This window comes from Collinsella aerofaciens ATCC 25986 (assembly GCF_964237925.1).
GTDB classification, from domain to species: domain Bacteria; phylum Actinomycetota; class Coriobacteriia; order Coriobacteriales; family Coriobacteriaceae; genus Collinsella; species Collinsella aerofaciens_BJ.
Genome location: NZ_CAXSKI010000002.1, coordinates 1 through 17,914 on the forward strand (window position 1 = coordinate 1; position 17,914 = coordinate 17,914).

The 17,914-nt window shown below is 61.1% G+C and carries 14 protein-coding genes; 11 read left to right on the top strand and 3 right to left on the bottom strand.

Translation table 11 applies throughout. The annotated features are described in order from the left end of the window. The first annotated feature begins 275 nt into the window (after positions 1-275). Positions 276-968 carry a GntR family transcriptional regulator gene (locus tag ACESWY_RS01035; RefSeq protein ID WP_195246050.1) on the top strand — a complete coding sequence of 231 codons (693 nt, stop codon included), beginning with the start codon at positions 276-278 and terminating at the stop codon, positions 966-968. 386 nt (positions 969-1,354) lie between these two features. On the opposite strand, the gene eda is transcribed toward ACESWY_RS01035, so the two are convergent. Then, positions 1,355-2,002, bottom strand: coding sequence for a bifunctional 4-hydroxy-2-oxoglutarate aldolase/2-dehydro-3-deoxy-phosphogluconate aldolase (gene eda / locus ACESWY_RS01040; RefSeq protein ID WP_373092387.1), 648 nt, complete (start codon positions 2,000-2,002; stop codon positions 1,355-1,357). A gap of 254 nt (positions 2,003-2,256) precedes the next feature. After that, complete coding sequence (locus ACESWY_RS01045) at positions 2,257-3,291, bottom strand: PfkB family carbohydrate kinase (protein ID WP_373092389.1); 1,035 nt, start codon at positions 3,289-3,291, stop codon at positions 2,257-2,259. Positions 3,292-3,525: 234 nt separating this feature from the next. Here ACESWY_RS01045 and ACESWY_RS01050 point away from each other — a divergent pair, with 234 nt between their 5' ends. The 8 genes from ACESWY_RS01050 (at position 3,526) to ACESWY_RS01085 (ending at position 12,436) form a co-directional block, all read left to right on the top strand. Continuing rightward, positions 3,526-4,548, top strand: coding sequence for a LacI family DNA-binding transcriptional regulator (locus ACESWY_RS01050; protein WP_373092391.1), 1,023 nt, complete (start codon positions 3,526-3,528; stop codon positions 4,546-4,548). Positions 4,549-4,682: 134 nt separating this feature from the next. Next, positions 4,683-6,020, top strand: coding sequence for a glutamine synthetase family protein (locus tag ACESWY_RS01055; RefSeq protein WP_117745685.1), 1,338 nt, complete (start codon positions 4,683-4,685; stop codon positions 6,018-6,020). A 50-nt stretch (positions 6,021-6,070) separates the two neighbouring features. Further along, positions 6,071-6,733, top strand: coding sequence for a response regulator transcription factor (locus tag ACESWY_RS01060; RefSeq protein ID WP_006234733.1), 663 nt, complete (start codon positions 6,071-6,073; stop codon positions 6,731-6,733). Between the two features lie 206 nt (positions 6,734-6,939). Beyond that, positions 6,940-8,400: a S1C family serine protease gene (locus ACESWY_RS01065; protein WP_373092395.1), complete on the top strand. Its 1,461-nt coding sequence runs from the start codon at positions 6,940-6,942 to the stop codon at positions 8,398-8,400. Between the two features lie 448 nt (positions 8,401-8,848). Beyond that, positions 8,849-11,077 (top strand): NAD-dependent DNA ligase LigA, encoded by a 2,229-nt coding sequence (gene ligA, locus ACESWY_RS01070; RefSeq protein ID WP_373092397.1) that lies wholly within the window; start codon positions 8,849-8,851, stop codon positions 11,075-11,077. A 294-nt stretch (positions 11,078-11,371) separates the two neighbouring features. Continuing rightward, positions 11,372-11,764, top strand: coding sequence for a type II toxin-antitoxin system Phd/YefM family antitoxin (locus ACESWY_RS01075; RefSeq protein ID WP_373092399.1), 393 nt, complete (start codon positions 11,372-11,374; stop codon positions 11,762-11,764). Next, complete coding sequence (locus ACESWY_RS01080; RefSeq protein ID WP_373092401.1) at positions 11,761-12,183, top strand: type II toxin-antitoxin system VapC family toxin; 423 nt, start codon at positions 11,761-11,763, stop codon at positions 12,181-12,183. The genes ACESWY_RS01075 and ACESWY_RS01080 overlap by 4 nt, the downstream gene beginning before the upstream one ends. A 61-nt stretch (positions 12,184-12,244) precedes the next feature. Next, positions 12,245-12,436 (top strand): hypothetical protein, encoded by a 192-nt coding sequence (locus tag ACESWY_RS01085; RefSeq protein ID WP_050766097.1) that lies wholly within the window; start codon positions 12,245-12,247, stop codon positions 12,434-12,436. 140 nt (positions 12,437-12,576) lie between these two features. Here the strand turns inward: ACESWY_RS01085 and ACESWY_RS01090 are convergent, their stop codons facing one another. Continuing rightward, entirely contained in the window at positions 12,577-13,923 is a 1,347-nt protein-coding gene (locus ACESWY_RS01090) for an MATE family efflux transporter (RefSeq protein WP_195246041.1), read from the bottom strand. Positions 13,924-14,182: 259 nt separating this feature from the next. Between ACESWY_RS01090 and ACESWY_RS01095 the strand changes: the two genes are divergently transcribed. Further along, entirely contained in the window at positions 14,183-16,012 is a 1,830-nt protein-coding gene (locus tag ACESWY_RS01095; protein ID WP_138114134.1) for an ABC transporter ATP-binding protein, read from the top strand. Beyond that, positions 16,005-17,903, top strand: a complete 1,899-nt coding sequence (locus ACESWY_RS01100; protein ID WP_138114137.1) for an ABC transporter ATP-binding protein — start codon at positions 16,005-16,007, stop codon at positions 17,901-17,903. The genes ACESWY_RS01095 and ACESWY_RS01100 overlap by 8 nt, the downstream gene beginning before the upstream one ends. The last annotated feature ends 11 nt before the right edge of the window (positions 17,904-17,914 follow it).

The following is a 17,914-nucleotide window of genomic DNA, read 5'->3' on the forward strand; positions in this document are numbered from 1 at the left end:
TATTACGAGCTCCTGTGCGAATTGGAGAGAACGCTCCCGCAAACTGCCTCTTGACAACTTATAGGAGCGTCGGTTTTGTTTTCACGGTTTTCGGTATGGCCGAGGCTATCCGTGTTAACGTAGTAGATGGGCCACTTTTGTGGCAAGGGGCCGACCTGCGGCTCAGGGTAGCCAAAAAGCCCCGTCCCAAAAAGACTGATTGGGAGCTGGGGCGTGTCGATGCGATAGTATTGCATGGTGGTATTCGACTAACCGAGGACTTATCCGAGGGCTTTATGGAACAACACCAGCATTATCAGAGCCTGCAAGATCAGGCATACAACGCATTGCGCTCCAAGATCATCTATGCCGAGCTCAAGCCCGGCACGCGCCTTTCGGCGATTGGTCTGGAAAAGGAGACGGGAATCGGGCGCACGCCCATTCGCGAGTCCTTTGTACGCCTGCGTGAGCAGGAGCTGGTGGAAACGCGCCCCAAAAGCGGCACCTACGTCTCTAAGATCAGCATGGAACACGCCGAAAACGCCTGCTTCTTGCGTGAGAAGCTCGAGAGAAGCGTGCTTATTAAATGCTGTTCGGCCGCCACGCCCGAGCAAAAGCATCGGCTCGAGCAGATTCTTGCCGAGTCCGAGTCGCTCGACCATAGCGAAACGCGTCGCTTTTTCGATCTGGACAACCTGTTCCATGAGACGTGTTTTGAGATTGCCGGCCGCCACATGTTGTGGGATTGGATGAAGAGCGTCAATACGCATTTTGAGCGATACAACTGGTTGCGTATGGTCTCTCAGGATCTGGATTGGGAGCCGATTCGTCGGCAGCATCGCCGAATTCTCGAGGCCATTAAAAAGGGCGATACCGACACGGCGAGCTATCTGGCCGAGACACACCTGCACCTGATGCCCGAGGAGCAGGGCCCGGTTATCGCCTTACATCCTGACTATTTTGAGCTGTCCAAAGACTCGGCCATCTAACTCGTTCTCTTCATTAGTTGCGGTGAAATAGGGATTGTTTTGCGGCTCTGATGGTGTAAGCAGTCCGTATTCCACCGCAAGTGCCGGGGCACATCGGGGCACGAAAACGCTGCGGCGCCGCTTGGAGGAAAAGACCGGAAGCAAGGGTCCATTCCTCCAGACGGTGCCGCAGCTGTTTTGATGGTTCGGCTTTTGTCGAAGTGTCTTAGTTGAGTGCGACTGCCAGCCGAGTAGGCAAAGCGGCTCGGGGGCGTGTCGCTTCCGTCACGTTCTATCAGCATACAAGACGGTTTTGGTTCTTGCTCGTGACGGAAACGGCGCGCTTCCGAGCCGTTTTAAAAGAAAGGGGGCGAGGTCTAGGGCACGCCCCCTTTCACGATAGAGAGCTAAACCTGGCCGCGGACCTTTTTGACGACGTCCATGGCCTCGCGGGCAATCTGCTCGACCTTGGAGAAGTCGCCGTCGGCAAACAGGGCCGGCTTAACCATCCAGGTGCCACCGCAGGCGATGATGGCGGAGGAGCTCAGGTACTCCTCGACGTTGGCGGTGCTCACGCCGCCGGTAGGCATAAAGCGGTGACCGACAAACGGAGCGGCGAGGGCCTTGATGGTGTTCAGGCCGCCATACTGGGACGCGGGGAAGAACTTGGTGACCTTGAGGCCCAGGTTCTCGGCTGCGGTGACCTCGGAGGGGGTCACGGTGCCGGGAAGGACGGGCAGGTCGATGTCGATGCAGTGCTTCACGACGTCCTCGTTGTAACCCGGGGAGACGATGAACTTGGCACCGGCTGCGCGTGCCTGCTCAACCTGCTCGACGGTCAGGACAGTGCCGGCGCCAACGCACATCTCGGGCTCGGCCTCGGCCATAGCGGCGATGCACTCGGCGGCGCAGGCGGTGCGGAAGGTGACCTCGGCGGACTTCATGCCAGCTGCCATAAGGGCGTGGGCGAGCGGAGCGGCGTCCTCGACCTTGTCGAGCACAACGACCGGCACGATGCCCAGGGACTCAAGCGTGGTGTAGAACTGATTGAACATGATGTTCCTTTCGATGTGTGGCGCGCATGGGCGCGTGATTGCCAAATGTGCTGGTCAGGAGCCGATTTTGGATTGGTTATCGGAGGCACTGCTTGGGGTCACAAGCAATTCCAAAACCGGCTGCTCGACCAGTCGTGTAGGGAATGCCAGGCAAAATCGGAATGGGACTGGTGGTTTTGCCCGGCCGGAGGAATCGGGGAGCGGGCCGCAGAGGTATGGGATTGGAAAGCTGCGGCCCGCGGAATGGAGACGGACTAGCGCGCGACGCGGGTGCCACCGTCGGCGGCGGATGCCACGGCTGCGATCTCGTCTGCGGTCACCAAGTTGGAATCGCCCTTGATGGTGAGCTTGAGGATCGAGGCTGCAATCGCGTAGTTGACGGCGTCCTGCGGGTCAAAGTCGTTGATGAGGGCATGGACGAGGCCAGCGTTGAAAGCGTCGCCGGCGGCAACGCCCTCGAGCACGTGCACGTCGTGAGCAGGGGAGAACCAGTGCTCGCCGCTCTCGGCGTCAAAGAGCATGCCCATCCAGATGGAGCGCTCGACGCAAGAGATGTTGCGGACGACCGAGGCGACCTTTTTGCAGCCGTACTCGGCGCAGATCTGACGGGCCATCTCGACGTAGGTGTCGCGCTCCTCGATGCCATGGGCAAGGGAACCAGAGACGCAGGTCATGCCGAGGCCGGCGGGCGCATCCTCGTCGTTGGCGATGCAGATGTCGACGAGCGGCAGGAGCTCCTTCATGGTGGCCTGCGACTTTTCGGGCGACCACATCTTGCCGCGATAGTTGACGTCGCACACGGTGGTGATGCCCTTGGCGCGGCAAGCGGTGAGGGCATCTTTGCACGCAGCGGCCATCTCGTCGGAGACAGCGGGCGTCACGCCGGAGAAATAGAAGACATCGATGCCCTTGAGGATCTCGTCCCAGTCAAAGACGTCACGCTTGGCCATGTTGATGGCAGAGTACTTGCGGTCGTAGACGCAACCATTGCCGCGCTGCGAGGCACCGACCTCAAACACATAGGAGCCAAGACGGTCGCCCTGACGCACGACGCGCGTGGTGTCGACGTCGTAAGCCTTAAGCGAACGCAGAGCACACTCGCCCAGACGGTTGGCCGGGACAACGGAGACGTAAGCGGCCTTGTCGCCTTGGTAAGCCAGGGAAAGCGCGGTGTTTGCCTCGGCGCCGCCGTAGCGGACGTCAAACTCGGTCGCCTGCTCAATGCGCAGATGGTCTTTGGGCGAGAGCCTCATCATGATCTCGCCGAAGGTAAGAACCGTTTTACCCATGGTCGCGCAGCTCCTTCTTGCTCGTGCGTACACCTTTGATATGGCGTTGGCACGGAGGTGCCAAGACGGTAGGGTACATCTTTGCACCTCCGTGCCAACGCTTTCCGAAATCGGTTTACGAAATCGGTTTCGTTTCGAGTTGTAGTATACTCACCTACAGCGTTTTGCAACCGAGATTTTTAAAAAATGCCTAAAATGGCTCAGACCGCCGACAATTGGGAAACGGGGTGCGCTATGGCGCAGATGAGAATCAAGGACATTGCCGCCGAGGCGGGCGTGAGCCCGGCCACGGTCTCGCGCTATCTCAACAACCGCCCCGGGCAGATGACCGAGGAAACCCGCGCTCGCATCGCGGCGGTTATCGAGCGCACCGGCTATCGCCCACGTGCTGCCGCGCGCAATCTGCGCAGCTCGCGCACCAACCTCATCGGCGTGATCCTGGCCGACATCGCCAACCCGTTCTCCAGCGCTATGCTCGAGGGCCTTTCCGCCAGCGCCGCCGCGCGCGGCTGCTCGCTCATGACGGCCATTAGCGGCAACGACCCCGCTAAGGAGGCCGAGTCGCTCGCCAGACTTATCGATGCTGGCGTGGACGGTCTGGTCGTCAACACCTGCGGAGGCAATGACGAGGCGATCGCCGCGGCAGCGGGGCGCCTGCCCGTTGTGCTGCTCGACCGCGACGTTGCCGACGGCGGTGTCGATCTGGTGACATCTAACAACCGTGAGCTAGTCGCCGGCTTGGTAGACGCCTTGGCCGCTGCGGGCAGCGAGCGCCTGTGCCTGCTCACCGAGGCAAGCGACGATAGCCCCGTGCGTCGAGAGCGCGCCGAGGCCTTTGCCGACGAACTTTCGCGACGCGGCCTTGCGGGTGAGGTCGTCACTCTGGCCGACGGTGGCGCCTCGGGCGTCGGCCGCTTGGACGAGACCATCCGCGGCTATGCAGGCAAAAAGCTCGGCCTCATTGCTGTCAACGGCCTGGTTTTCCTGCGTCTGACCGAGGCGCTGGCGCAGCTTGGTCCCTCGCTGCCGGCGGGGCTCAAAATCGCGACGTTTGATGACTACCCCTGGAACCATGTGCTCTTTGGCGGCGTGACCACGGCCGCGCAAGACACCCTTACCATCGCCGAGCGCGTGGTCGAGCGCCTCTCCGAGCGCATTGACGTTGTTACCACTACGGTGGGCGAGGCCGCAAAGCTGGCGCCCAAACGCATCGAGATTCCCGGCCACATCGAACATCGCGCATCAACCTCGCGCTAACCATTCGTTCGCAACTGCCTGTTCACACACGTTTTTTGAGCGCTTGATACGCTTTAACCCTGCGGAAACATTTTTCTGCGATAGTATCTGCGATATAGACCAGTCGAAACCCGCCCGAAAGAAAGGGGAGCGACATGAACCAGCAGAACATCGATTACGTACTCCGCTCCGTAGAGCAGCGTGACATCCGCTTTGTGCGTCTGTGGTTTGTCGACATTCTCGGCCGCCTCAAGAACTTTGCCATTAGCCCCGAGGACCTCGAGGTCGCTTTTGAGGAGGGTATTGGCTTTGACGGCTCCGCCATCGAGGGCTTTGCCACGCCCGAGGAAGCCGACATGCTCGCATTCCCCGATGCTTCGACCTTCCAGATTCTGCCGTGGCGCCCGAGCCACAACGGCGTCGCTCGCGTGTTCTGCGACGTGTGCACTCCCGATCGCAAGCCGTTTGCCGGCGACCCGCGCGATGCCCTGCGCCGCATGTTCCGCAAGGCCGAGAAGGCTGGCTACCTGCTCAACGTGGGTGCCGAGCTGGAGTATTACTACTTCCCCGACGAGCACACGCCCGAGCCGCTCGACAACGTGGGCTACTTCGATCTTTCGGTGAGCGATGCCGCCCGCGACCTGCGCCGCAACACGGTCCTCACGCTCGAGAAGATGTCCGTGCCCGTGGAGTACACCTTCCACGCCGCCGGCCGCTCGCAGCACGGCATGAGCCTGCGCCACGCCGAGGCCCTGAGCATGTCCGACGCCATCACCACGGCCAAACTCATCATTAAACAGCAGGCCTACGAGAGCGGTTGCCACGCCTCCTTTATGCCCAAACCGTTGGCAGGCGAGGACGGCAGTGCTATGTTCCTGTGCCAGTCGCTATTCGACCACGACGGCAACAACGTCTTTTGGGGCGAGGACGACGAGAAGTACCATCTTTCCGACATCGCCAAACACTACATGGCCGGCATTCTGGCGCACGCGCGCGAGATCAGCGCCATCACTAACCCCACGGTCAACTCGTACAAGCGCATCACCACGGGCGGCGACTCCGTGCCGCAGTACGCCACGTGGGGCCTGCGCAACCGCGCGAGTATGGTCCGCATTCCGGTCTACAAGCCCGGCAAGCAGCTGTCCACGCGCATCGAGCTTCGTAGCCCCGACCCCATGGCCAACCCGTACCTGGTCAACGCCGTCACGCTGGCGGCCGGTCTCGACGGCATCGAGCGCAAGCTGGAACTCCCGCCCGAGGCCACGGCCGAGACGCTCAAGCTTACCGACCGTCAGATGCTCGAGGCCGGTTATACGCCGCTGCCGCGCTCGCTCAAAGAGGCGCTCGACGTATTTGAGGACTCGCAGTTTATGAAGGATGCCCTCGGCGAGCACATCCACAGCTTCTTCCTCAAAAAGAAGCGTGACGAGTGGCATAAGTTTGAGTCTACGATCACCGAGTGGGAGATCAAGCACTACCTGGCGAACTCCTAATCGCGCTGGCTTGTTCCAGTACGATTGAGCTCATTTCTTTGGAGGCCGATATGTCCGAAAAGAGTGCCCTGTTCATGGCGCGCACGACGCGCTTCCACGAGTTTGCCCGCAGCTTGACGACCACCCTGGGTGTCGAGGTGAGCCTGGCAACCCCCGATTCGCCGACCGCAGCGCACGACTTTGACCTGCTGATCCTCGATTCCGATGGCATCCGCAGCGACCGCATCGATCAGATTGCCAAATGGCTCGACGACCGCGGCGGCGTTCCCATGTTGGTGATTGTCGACGACGAGGCGCTCGGCACCCTGCGTCTGCCGAATCACGCGCATGCCGACTTTGTATGCCCCACGGCGACGCCCAACGAGCTCAAGGCTCGCGCGCAGCGCCTGATGGGCGAGGAGGAGACCGTTACCGCCGACGATGTGCTCAACATTGACAACCTCGAGATCAACTTGGCTACCTACCAGGTGACGCTCGATAACGAGCCCATCGACCTGACGCTGATGGAGTACTCGCTGCTGAGTTTTTTGGCGACGCACCCCAACCGCGCCTACAGCCGCGAGGTGCTGCTGCACCGCGTGTGGGGCTTTGAGTACTGCGGCGGCACGCGCACCGTCGACGTGCACATCCGACGCATCCGCTCCAAGGTGGGCCCGCAGATAGCGGCGCACATCACCACCGTCCGCGGCGTTGGCTATCTGTTTAAGGACTAGATTTCCACCACAAAGGGGACAGGCACCTTTGTGGTGGTTTTGCCGTGGGCCGGGTCCTTTCGGGCCTGCAACAGAACTTAAGCCTTCCTAAAAGATTGCGTTCTCATACACGTTCGCCCGCATATTGGGGTACAACTCAACGTGAACAATGATGGCCCGCCACATGTTTGGCGGGCCTTTGGTTATTTGACGAAAGGATCGCAGCTATGAGCGAGAACGATTCCCAGCGTCCCCGGGATGCGGGCAACGCTGGCGAGACCCAGCAGCAGCCGCGTGTGCAGGTGGAGTCGACGCCTGCCGGTAGCAACATTCCCTACGTGCAGGCTTACGACACACAGACCGGCCAGCCGCTGGGCGGCCAACAGGTCGTGAACAAGCACACGGTGGTCAAGACCAAGACCAAAAAGCTGCCGATCTTTATTACAGCACTCGCCGGCTGCGCATGCGGCGCCCTGTTGGTCATCGCGCTCATTATGAGTGGCACGCTCAACATTGGCGGCGGAAAGAATGCCGTGACGGCGGGTGCTTCGGGTTCGTCGACGCAAAAGATCACCATTGACTCCGAGGATACTACGCTGGCCGAGGCCGTTTCCGCCAAGGCTCTGCCCTCCGTCGTTTCCATCACTGCCACTTCGAGCGGCAGCCAGAATGGCTCGCTTTCGCAGTCTGCTGACGAGTCGGATGGCTCGGGCAGCGTCGGTTCGGGCGTTGTGCTCGATACCGAGGGCCACATCCTCACCAACAACCATGTGGTCGATGGCTATGACCAGTACGTGGTTACCATGGACGACGGAACCACGTACGAGGCCGAGTTCGTGGGCAACGACGCCTCGAGCGACCTGGCCGTCATCAAGCTCAAGGACGCCGACGCTTCCAAGCTCACGCCAATCGAGATCGGCGACTCCTCCAAGCTCAACGTGGGCGAGTGGGTCATGGCAATCGGCTCGCCGTTCGGCAACGAGCAGTCTGTCTCCACGGGTATCGTGTCGGCGCTGTATCGCTCCACGGCCATGAGCTCTACCAGCGGTAACACCATCTATGCCAACATGATCCAGACCGATGCCGCCATCAACCCGGGCAACTCGGGTGGCGCGCTCGTTAACGACAATGGTGAGCTGGTGGGCATCAACTCGCTCATCGAGAGCTATTCGGGCTCCAGCTCGGGCGTGGGCTTTGCTATTCCCGTTAACTACGCCAAGAACATTGCCGACCAGATCATCGGCGGCAAGACGCCGGTTCATCCGTATCTGGGCGCCACACTTTCGAGCGTCAATGCGCTTAACGCCCGCACCAACAAGCTGAGCACCGATAGCGGCGCGTATGTGGCGAGCGTCGTTGAGGATGGTCCTGCTGCTAAGGCCGGAATTCAGGAGGGCGACGTCATCACCAAGCTGGGCGACGACGAGATCACGAGCGCCGATGGCCTGATCATCGCACTGCGCAGCCACGAGGTGGGCGAGAAGGTCGAGATCACGCTTATGCGCGGCAAGGACGAGAAGAAGGTCACGGTTGAGCTGGGCTCCGATGAGGAGTTGCAGAACCAGCAGCAGGACGACAGCTCGACCGACACCGGCAACGGCGGTATTACCGACGAGCAGCTGCGCCAGTACCTGGAGGAGCTGCTGGGCCAGCAGGGTCAGGGCCAGGGCTACGGCCAGGGCTACTAGCGAGCCGTTTCGCATATGCCGAAGCCAGAGGGGCTGTCCCGCCAAGTGTGGGACAGCCCCTCTTTTCTTATTGATCCGTTGGGGACGGAGGAAAACGGATCGCTTGGGGCTGACAAGAGGCCTGGTCCGGAATGGTCTGGACAGTTAGTTCAGATACGTATAAATCTGGGGCAGCTTGGGATGCGTTTTGAGCAATTTTTGATTGGGATGGGGCTCGAATGGGTGTTTGGAAGGGAGAGCGGGACGTTTACATGGTCTCGAGGAGCCCAAATTAGTTGAAACAGGGGTGTTCGTGCCTGATTCAGCTCTAGGATTTATACGTATCTGAACTAACTGTCCACTCCAGTCTGGCGGCTGCCGATTCGGTGCGGTTCGAGACCGCTATTCGGCCTCATTGCGACCGGTGGTACTCTAGTATCCGTTTGAAATCGAGCGAAGGAGTGCCGCTATGGAGCAATCGAGCCTGTTTGGTGACGGCGTGGACATCGATACCGAAACGCCCGCGAGCGCGGATGCCACCGCACCGGTCGACGCCCGTGCCCAGGCGGCAGCGCGTGCGGCCGAGCTGCGCCACGAGCTCGATTACCACGCCTATCGCTACTACATGCTCGATGCGCCCGAGATCACGGATGCCGCCTTTGACAAAATGCTCGTTGAGTTGCAGGAAATTGAGGCGGCTTATCCCGATCTGGTGACGCCCGACAGCTATACCCAGCGCGTGGGCGGCTACGTGAGCGAGCAGTTTACGCCGGTCACGCACATGGCACGCATGTATTCCATGGACGATGCCATGGACCTGGACGAGCTCGACGCATGGCTTCAGCGCGCTGAGGATGCGCTCGGTGCCGGTAGCGTCACCTATACCTGCGAGCTTAAGATCGACGGCCTGGGCGTGGCCCTTACCTACCAAAACGGCACCTTCGTACGTGCGGCCACACGTGGCGATGGCACCACGGGCGAGGACGTGTCGCTCAACGTGCGCACCATCAAGGATGTGCCCATGCACCTGTCCGAGCCGGCGCTCGCCCACATGGGCGCCGACCGCGAGCGCACCATTGAGGTACGCGGCGAGGTCTACATGCCCAAGGGCAGCTTTGTTCGTCTGAATGAAGAGGCCGATGCCGAGGGCCGCGACCCCTTCGCCAACCCGCGCAACGCCGCCGCCGGCAGCCTGCGCCAAAAGGATCCCAAGGTCACGGCGCGGCGCGACCTGGCCACCTTTATCTATGCCATCGCCGATACCGACCCGCTGCACGTCCACAGCCAGCGCGAGTTTCTCGACTGGCTGCGTAGCGCTGGCTTTAGTGTCAACCCCAACGTGGCTCGTTGCGCCACGCCCGCCGAGGTTCACGAGTTCTGTGCCCAGGCGCTCGAGCACCGCGGCGACCTGGATTACGACATCGACGGCGTGGTCGTAAAGGTGGACAGCTTTCAGCAACAGCTCGATCTGGGCTTTACCGCCCGCGCGCCGCGCTGGGCCATTGCCTTTAAGTTCCCGCCCGAGGAAAAGCAGACCATCCTGCGCGAAATTCGCATCCAGGTGGGCCGCACCGGTGTGCTCACGCCGGTCGCCGAGTTCGACCCGGTGACGGTCGCCGGCTCCACCATCGCGCGCGCCACGCTGCACAACATCGACGAGATCCGTCGCAAAAACGTGCGCGAGGGCGACACTATCATCGTGCATAAGGCGGGCGACGTGATCCCCGAGGTCGTGGGCCCGGTGCTCGATAAACGCCCGGCCGATTCGGTCGACTGGCACATGCCCGAGGTCTGCCCCGTGTGCGGTAGCCCCGTGGTCCACGAGGACGGCGAGGTCGCTTATCGTTGCGTCTCCATCGATTGTCCCGCACAGCTTAAGGAGCGCCTGCTCCACTGGGTGAGCCGCGGTTGCATGGATGTTGACGGCCTGGGCGACGAGATCGTCGACAAGATGATTGCCGCCGGGCTGATCCACGATGTCGCGGACTTCTACCAGCTCACAGTCGACGACATCGCCGGCCTGGACACGGGGCGCACTTATGCCAGCTCCAACAGCAAAAAGGGCGTCAAGAAGGGCGACCCCATTCCGGTAGGCCTCAAGACGGCCGAGAAAATCATTGCCGAGCTCAACAAGTCCAAGAGCCAGCCACTCGGTCGCGTGCTGTTTGCCCTGGGTATACGCCACGTGGGCAAGAGCGTGGGCGAGGTCATCGCCGAGCGATTCCTGTCGATTGACAAGCTTATCTTGGCGAGCGAAGAGGATATTGCCGAGTGCGAGGGCATCGGTCCCAAGATTGCGGCGAGCGTCAAGCAGTTCCTGGCCGTGCCCGAGAACCTTGCCGTGCTGGAGCGCCTGCGCCAGGCGGGCCTTTCGCTCGAGGTCGACCTGGGCGCCGCACACGCGCAAGCCGCGGCCGACGCTGGCGTGGCGGGCGAGCTCGCCGACGCACAGCCGCTCGCGGGCCTGACCTTCGTGCTCACCGGCACGCTCGTCAACCGCACGCGCGACGAGGCAGGCGCGGCGCTCAAGGTGCTTGGTGCCAAGGTCTCGGGCAGTGTTTCAAAGAAGACGAGCTATCTAGTCGCCGGCCCCAAAGCGGGCTCCAAGCTCACCAAAGCCGAGCAGCTGGGCGTACCCGTGCTGGACGAGGACGCACTCGAGCAGATCCTGGCTACCGGCGAGGTGCCGGAGGCTTAGCGCATCGATAACCAAATTGAAGAACCGCCCGGAAGCACGATGCCTTCCGGGCGGTTCTTATTTGGACGGGGCAACCGGCACCGTGATCTGCGTCACGTAGGTCGCGGGGTCGTCGCTGACGATATTGTCGATGAGGGCGATCCTGCGAACCGGTGCCGTCCCAGAGCGATAAGAGATTCATGCAGGGCAGAGGGACCTCACAATGACGGTTCTCCATTGCGGCGGTCTTTATATATAAACATTAACATTAACGTGTATACTTAGCAGTGAAGATATATGTTGAGAGGAGCAGTTATGGTTACCGTCGCGTTTTCGGAACTGCGCCAAAACCTTACGCAGGTGGCCGAAAAGGTTGCCAATGAGGGCGAGGAGGTTGTGGTCTTCAAGCGGAGCAAGCCGTTGTTCAAGATCGTGCCGCTCGACTATCAAGGCCCGGTTGCAGTGGAATATGACGCTGCCCAGGAGCGTGGGGGCGCAAAACCGACGTGCGACACGGGCAAGCCCAAGCGCGACGTGGGTACGATGTGGCATCCCAAGATCACCTGGAAGGAGATCCGTGAGATGCTCGCGGAGAATGAGGACTACCAGGAGTATCTCGATATCGTGGCTAACATGCCAAAGGGAACGCCGCTCGATACGATGACGGTTGAAGATGAAAAGCGCGTCGCGAGGGAGCGCTACCTATGAGGGCATTTCTCGATACCAATTTTCTGCTCGATTGCGTGCTTCCGGGCCGGCCGGAGCACGCAGCGGCGCAAACGATCAAGGGGCTCGTTGACGTGGGGCTTATCGAGGGCGTTGTTTCGGCCTGCTCTCTCAAGGACGTGTACTACATTCTCACTAAACAGGCAGGCGAGGCGCGCGCCCGCGAGGTAGTGCGCGACTGCCTTAAGAGCTACTCGTTAGAGCCTCTCGACCAAGAAGCTTGTTTTACCTCCGCCTATTCCGATGAGCCGGACTTTGAGGACGGCTGTATCCGTGCGATGGCCGAGCGTGCCGGCGTGGACTTTATCATCACGCGTGACCGCGCCGCTTTTGTGCGCTCGACCATCAAGACCTTCTCGCCTGCAGAGTTCATCCGTGCGTTTCCGATTCCGGAGGAGTAAAACCGCCATATCGGGGACTGTCCCCGGCGTTTAGCGAGCTTGTTGGGAGGCTCCTGGTCCAGTGACTGTTACAAAAAACGGCTATAGCAAATTTGTTGTACTTCGATCCGAGGACTACGACCTCATGGTTCAGGAACAGGCTAAGGCTCGTCTGATGGCTCGTATAGCTGTGGCCGAGCGGGAGCGTGCTGCTGGCACGGCGCGTGATGCCTTTGAGGCTCTCGATGACCTTGAGGCAAAATATGGCCTATAACGTCAAGATTCTGCCTTCAGCCGAACGTTTTCTAGGCAGTTCTTATCTGGACGGGGCAACCGGCACCGCGATCCACGTCACTTGGGTCGCCGGGTCGTCGCTGATGATGTCGTCGATAAGGGCGATTTCGCGTTGCCCCGCTACGCTGCCAACTTGTCAAAAGCCCCGCGTCGGTTGAGCACGGTAAACGCGACAACACAGATGACTGCCGACAGAATCGACCCGCACGGCGAAGCGATGCCCATGGGAAACAGCGTGTCGGAATAGGCGTTCGACAGCAGCCACGCGCCCGGCACGCGAATGAGCGCCACGGCCAGCACGTTGTGCGCAAAGCCGATGTAGCTCTTGCCATACGCAGCGAAAAAGCCGCTAAAGCAAATGTGGATGCCGGCAAAAATCGCGTCGAAAATATAGCTGCGCATATAGCCGGTGCCGGCCGCGACCACCGCAGAGTCCTTGGCAAAAAAGCCGATAAACGCCGGCGCCACCAGCCACATCAGCACCGTGATCAGGCAGCCGTACACCACCGAGATCGTCATGGCGTCTTTAAGCACCTGACATGCGCGGTCGCCCTTGCCCGCGCCGGCGTTTTGCGCCGTGAGCGCGCTGACGGTGGCACCCATGGAACTCGGCACAATGAACAAAAAGCTGATCATCTTCTCGACCAGGCCCACGGCGGCGGCGTCGACGAGCCCTCGGTGGTTGGCAATGACGGTGATGAACATAAACGCCACCTGGATGCAGCCGTCCTGCACGGCCACGGGCACGCCGATCTTAAGAATGCTGCCGAGCACCTCGGGCTGGGGGCGCAGGTCGCTGCGCTTAACGTGGATGTTCGTGCGGCGGCTCTTGAGCCACACGAGTGCGAGGGCAACGCTGGCCGTCTGGGCGGTTACCGTGCCGAGCGCCGCGCCCACGGGGCCGAGCCCCATGTGCCCGATAAACAGAAAATCGAGCGCGATGTTAATGATGCACGCCACGCCGATCACGTACATGGGCGAGCGCGAATCGCCCAGCCCGCGAAAGATGGCCGAAAGAATGTTGTATGCGGCGATAAACGGAATGCCGACAAAGCAGATACGCAGGTAGGCGGCGGTTCCTTCGACTGCCTCGGCCGGCGTGCCAATGAGCGCCACGATTTGCGGGCACAGTGCGAGCAGGATAGCGGCCAGCACCACCGAGACACCCATAAAGAGCGTGATGGTGTTGCCGATGGCGGTCTCGGCGCGGTCGAAGCGACGCGAGCCCACGGCGTGGCCGACGATGACCGTCGTTCCCATGGCCAGGCCCACGAGCGTCACGGTAATGATATAGAGCGTCTGCGCGCCATTACCCACGGCGGTGATGCCGGCGGCGCCGCTAAACTGCCCCATCATGTACAGGTCGGCCATGCCGTAGAGCATCTGCAAAAAGTACGAGAGCATATAGGGCAGGGCAAAGACCGCGATGGTCTTAAGGACATTGCCGCGTGTGAGGTCGTGTTCCATGGGCGGGGCTTTCTGGCTTGGTTCGTTTAGCTACCAGTGTAGTGAAAACCCTACAACGATTGTAGAGTCAAGGTTTGTGTTGACGCCGGAGCGAAAAAAGTCTCGCGCACCATTATTCCGAGTGAATATGGACACACATCACGAGAACTCGCCGCCGGCGCTAACCTTGCAGAAAACGATTTCGGAATACTTGACACCATTATTCGGCGCGCAATAATACGTGCGTTTGCGAACAACGTTTGATGGGGGTTGAACCTGCGTGCGCAATCTCAAAATACTGTTTTCTTATCTAGGGGCATACCGTCGCGATGCCATTCTCGGCGTGTTCTTTGTGTCGGTCGAGACGGTGCTCGAGCTGTTTATCCCGGTCATCATGGCCAACATCATCGATGTGGGCGTGCCTGCGGGTGATATCAACTACATGCTGCTGCAGGGCGCGTACATGTTGGTGTGCGCTGCGCTTTCGCTGGTACTGGGCTTGGGTTATGCACACACGTCCGCCCGCGTTGCCTCGGGCCTAGGCGCTAACCTGCGCGAGGCCGAGTACAAAAAGATTCAGACGCTCGCTTTTGGTAACCTGGACAACTACGACGCCAGCTCGCTCGTCACTCGCATGACCACGGACATCACCGTTATCCAAAATGCTGTGAGCAACGGCTTTCGCCCTATGGTGCGCGGCCCGGTGACGCTTATCGTCGGCCTTATCTACGCGCTGATGCTGTCGCGCCCGCTCGCCACCGTCTTTGCGATCATCTTGCCCGTGCTGGCAATCGTGCTGGGTGTCATCACCTATCGCGTCAGTCCGCTCTACCGCCAACTCCAGACCTCGATGGACCACCTTAACGGCGTGGTGCAAGAGGACCTTACCGCCGTGCGCGCCGTGAAGGCTTACGTGCGCGCCGAGCACGAGTGCGACAAGTTTGACACCGTCAATACCGAGCTCGCCGGCACGGCGACCAAGACCTTCGGCACCGCCGTGCTCAACCTGCCGGTGTTTCAGCTGTCGATGTACGTGGCTGCGCTCTCCATCCTGTGGATTGGCGGCCGCATGATTCTCGCCGGCAAGCTGGGCGTGGGCTCTCTCACGGGCTTTATGAGCTACGTGCTGCTGATCATGAACTCGCTCATGATGATTTCCAACGTGTTTTTGCTGCTCACGCGCGCTCTCACGAGTGTGGGCCGTATCGCAGGGGTGCTCGATGAGGAGCCCTTTATCGCCAACCCTGCGGGAGACCTCGCGACTGCGGCGCCAGCGGACGGCAGTGTCGAGTTTCGCGACGTTTCCTTTAAATACCGCGCGGATGCAGCCGAGGATGTGCTCGAGCATATCGACCTTCGCGTCGAGAGCGGCTCGACGGTGGGCATCCTCGGCGGCACGGGCTCGGGTAAGAGCTCGATTGTGCAGCTGATTGCGCGTCTGTACGACGCCACCGAGGGCGTCGTACTTGTGGGCGGACACGACGTGCGCGACTACGACCTGGTCGCCTTGCGCGACGCCGTGGGCATTGTGCTGCAAAAGAACGTGTTGTTCACGGGCACCGTGCGCGAGAACCTGCAGTGGGGCAATCCGCAGGCGTCGGACGATGAGCTCCTCGCGGCTTGCCGCGCAGCGTGCGTGGACGAGTTCCTTGATCGCATCGGCGGGCTGGACGGCGAGTTGGGCCAAGGCGGCGCCGGTGTCTCGGGTGGTCAGAAGCAACGTCTGTGCATCGCGCGCACGCTGCTCAAGCATCCGCGCGTGCTCATTTTTGATGACTCCACCAGCGCGGTCGATATGGCGACCGACGCTAAGATTCGCGAGCACATCGCTCGGATCCCCGATACGACCGTGCTCATCATCGCCCAGCGCATCGCGAGCGTTATGGATGCCGATCGCATTGTGGTGCTGGACGACGGTCGTGTCCACGGCGTGGGCACGCACGAGGAACTGCTAGCGGGCGACAACATCTACCAGGAGATTTACGCCTCGCAGATGGAGTTTGCGGGGAACGTAGACGCCGGCGACGGCAGCGACGATGGCTGCGCGAATAATCCGTTTTCCTCCGTCCCCAGCAGATTACCCTTGGAAGGGGGCGAGCGCCATGCCTAAGACCGCAGCCCAAGCGCGCCCGGCCGACCTCAAGCGCACTGTGCGCCGTTTGCTCTCTTACATGGGCCATGCCAAGTTCTCGCTGCTGGCGGTGGGTATGCTTGCCTCCGTCGCGGCCATCGCGAGCCTCGCCGGCACCTACATGGTGCGCCCCATCGTCAACGGCCTGGCCACGGGCGGTGAGGAGCTGCTCACCAAGCAGGTCATCGTAACGGCGATCATCTACGCCGCGGGCGTGCTCTCGGCCCTAGGCTACTCGCAGATCATGGTGCGCGCGGCCCAACGCGTGGTGTCCGACATCCGTCGCGACCTGTTCGCGCACATTCAGACGCTGCCGCTCAGCTATTTCGACAGTACGCGCTTGGGCGACATCATGAGCTTTTTCACCAACGACGTCGACACCGTCTCCGAGGCGCTCAACAACAGCTTTGCCAACGTGATTCAGGCGAGCATTCAGGTGATCGGCACCACGGCCATGCTCATCATCCTCAACTGGCAGCTCACGATTATCACGCTCGTGTGCGACGCGGCCATCGTGCTGTACGCGCGCTACTCGGGTATCCGCTCCAAGCGCTTTTTTGCCGCCCAGCAGGCATCGCTCGGCGACTTGGATGGATATGTCGAGGAGATGGTCTCGGGCCAAAAGGTCATCAAGGTCTTCAACCACGAGCAGGCCAACGTGGCAGGTTTTGACGCGCGCAACCAGGAGCTGCGCCGCACCGGTGGCGCCGCGCAGGCCTACGCCAACTCGATGGTGCCCATGACCGTGGTGATCGGCTACGTCAACTACGCCATCGTCGCCGTGGCGGGCGGCATGCTCTGCATCAAGGGACTTGTCGACGTGGGTGCACTCGCGAGCTACCTGGTCTTTGTGCGCCAGGCGGCCATGCCCATCAACCAGTTTACGCAGCTGGGCAACTTCTTACTCAACGCGCTGGCCGGTGCCGAGCGCCTGTTTGCCGCCATGGACCTTAAGCCCGAGGTGGACGAGGGCTGCGTGGAGCTGGTGCAGACGGGCGACGCCGCGTGGGCGTGGAAGATTCCCGAGGGCCAGGGTGTGGGCACGTATGGACATCTGCACGATGTGGCCGCCGTTGGTGAATCGGGTCGTGCGGTGGCAGCCGACGGTACCGAGCTTGTTACCGGTCTGGTCCCGCTCGCCGGCGACGTGCGCTTCCATGCCGTGGACTTTTCTTACGTGCCGGGCACCCGCGTGCTCACGGATCTCAACCTGTTCGCCAAGCCGGGGCAAAAGATCGCCTTTGTTGGCTCGACGGGCGCCGGAAAGACGACCATCACTAACCTCATCAACCGCTTCTATGAGGTCGATGACGGCGAGATTACGTACGACGGCATCGACGTCAAGCATATCGCCAAGGCCAGCTTGCGCGGGTCGCTCGGCATTGTGCTGCAGGATACGCACCTGTTTAGCGGCACCATTGCGCAGAACATCCGCTTTGGCAAGCTCGACGCGACCGACGAGGAGGTGCGTGCCGCCGCCGAGGCCGCCTGCGCCGACTCGTTTATCCGTCGCCTGCCGCAAGGCTACGACACACCGGTCACGGCCGATGGCGCCAACTTGTCTCAGGGCCAGCGCCAGCTGCTCGCCATCGCGCGCGTGGCCGTGGCCGACCCGCCGGTGCTTATCCTGGACGAGGCAACAAGCTCCATCGACACGCGCACCGAAAAGCTCATCGAGCGCGGCATGGACCGCATCATGCGCGGCCGCACCACATTTATGATTGCGCACCGCCTGTCCACCGTCCGCGACGCCGACGCCATCATGGTCCTCGAACATGGCCGCATCATCGAGCGCGGCACCCACGAGGAATTGCTCGCCCAGCGCGGCGAGTACTGGCAGCTAGCGCATGGCTTAAAAGAGCTGGATTAACCCGTCGGAGT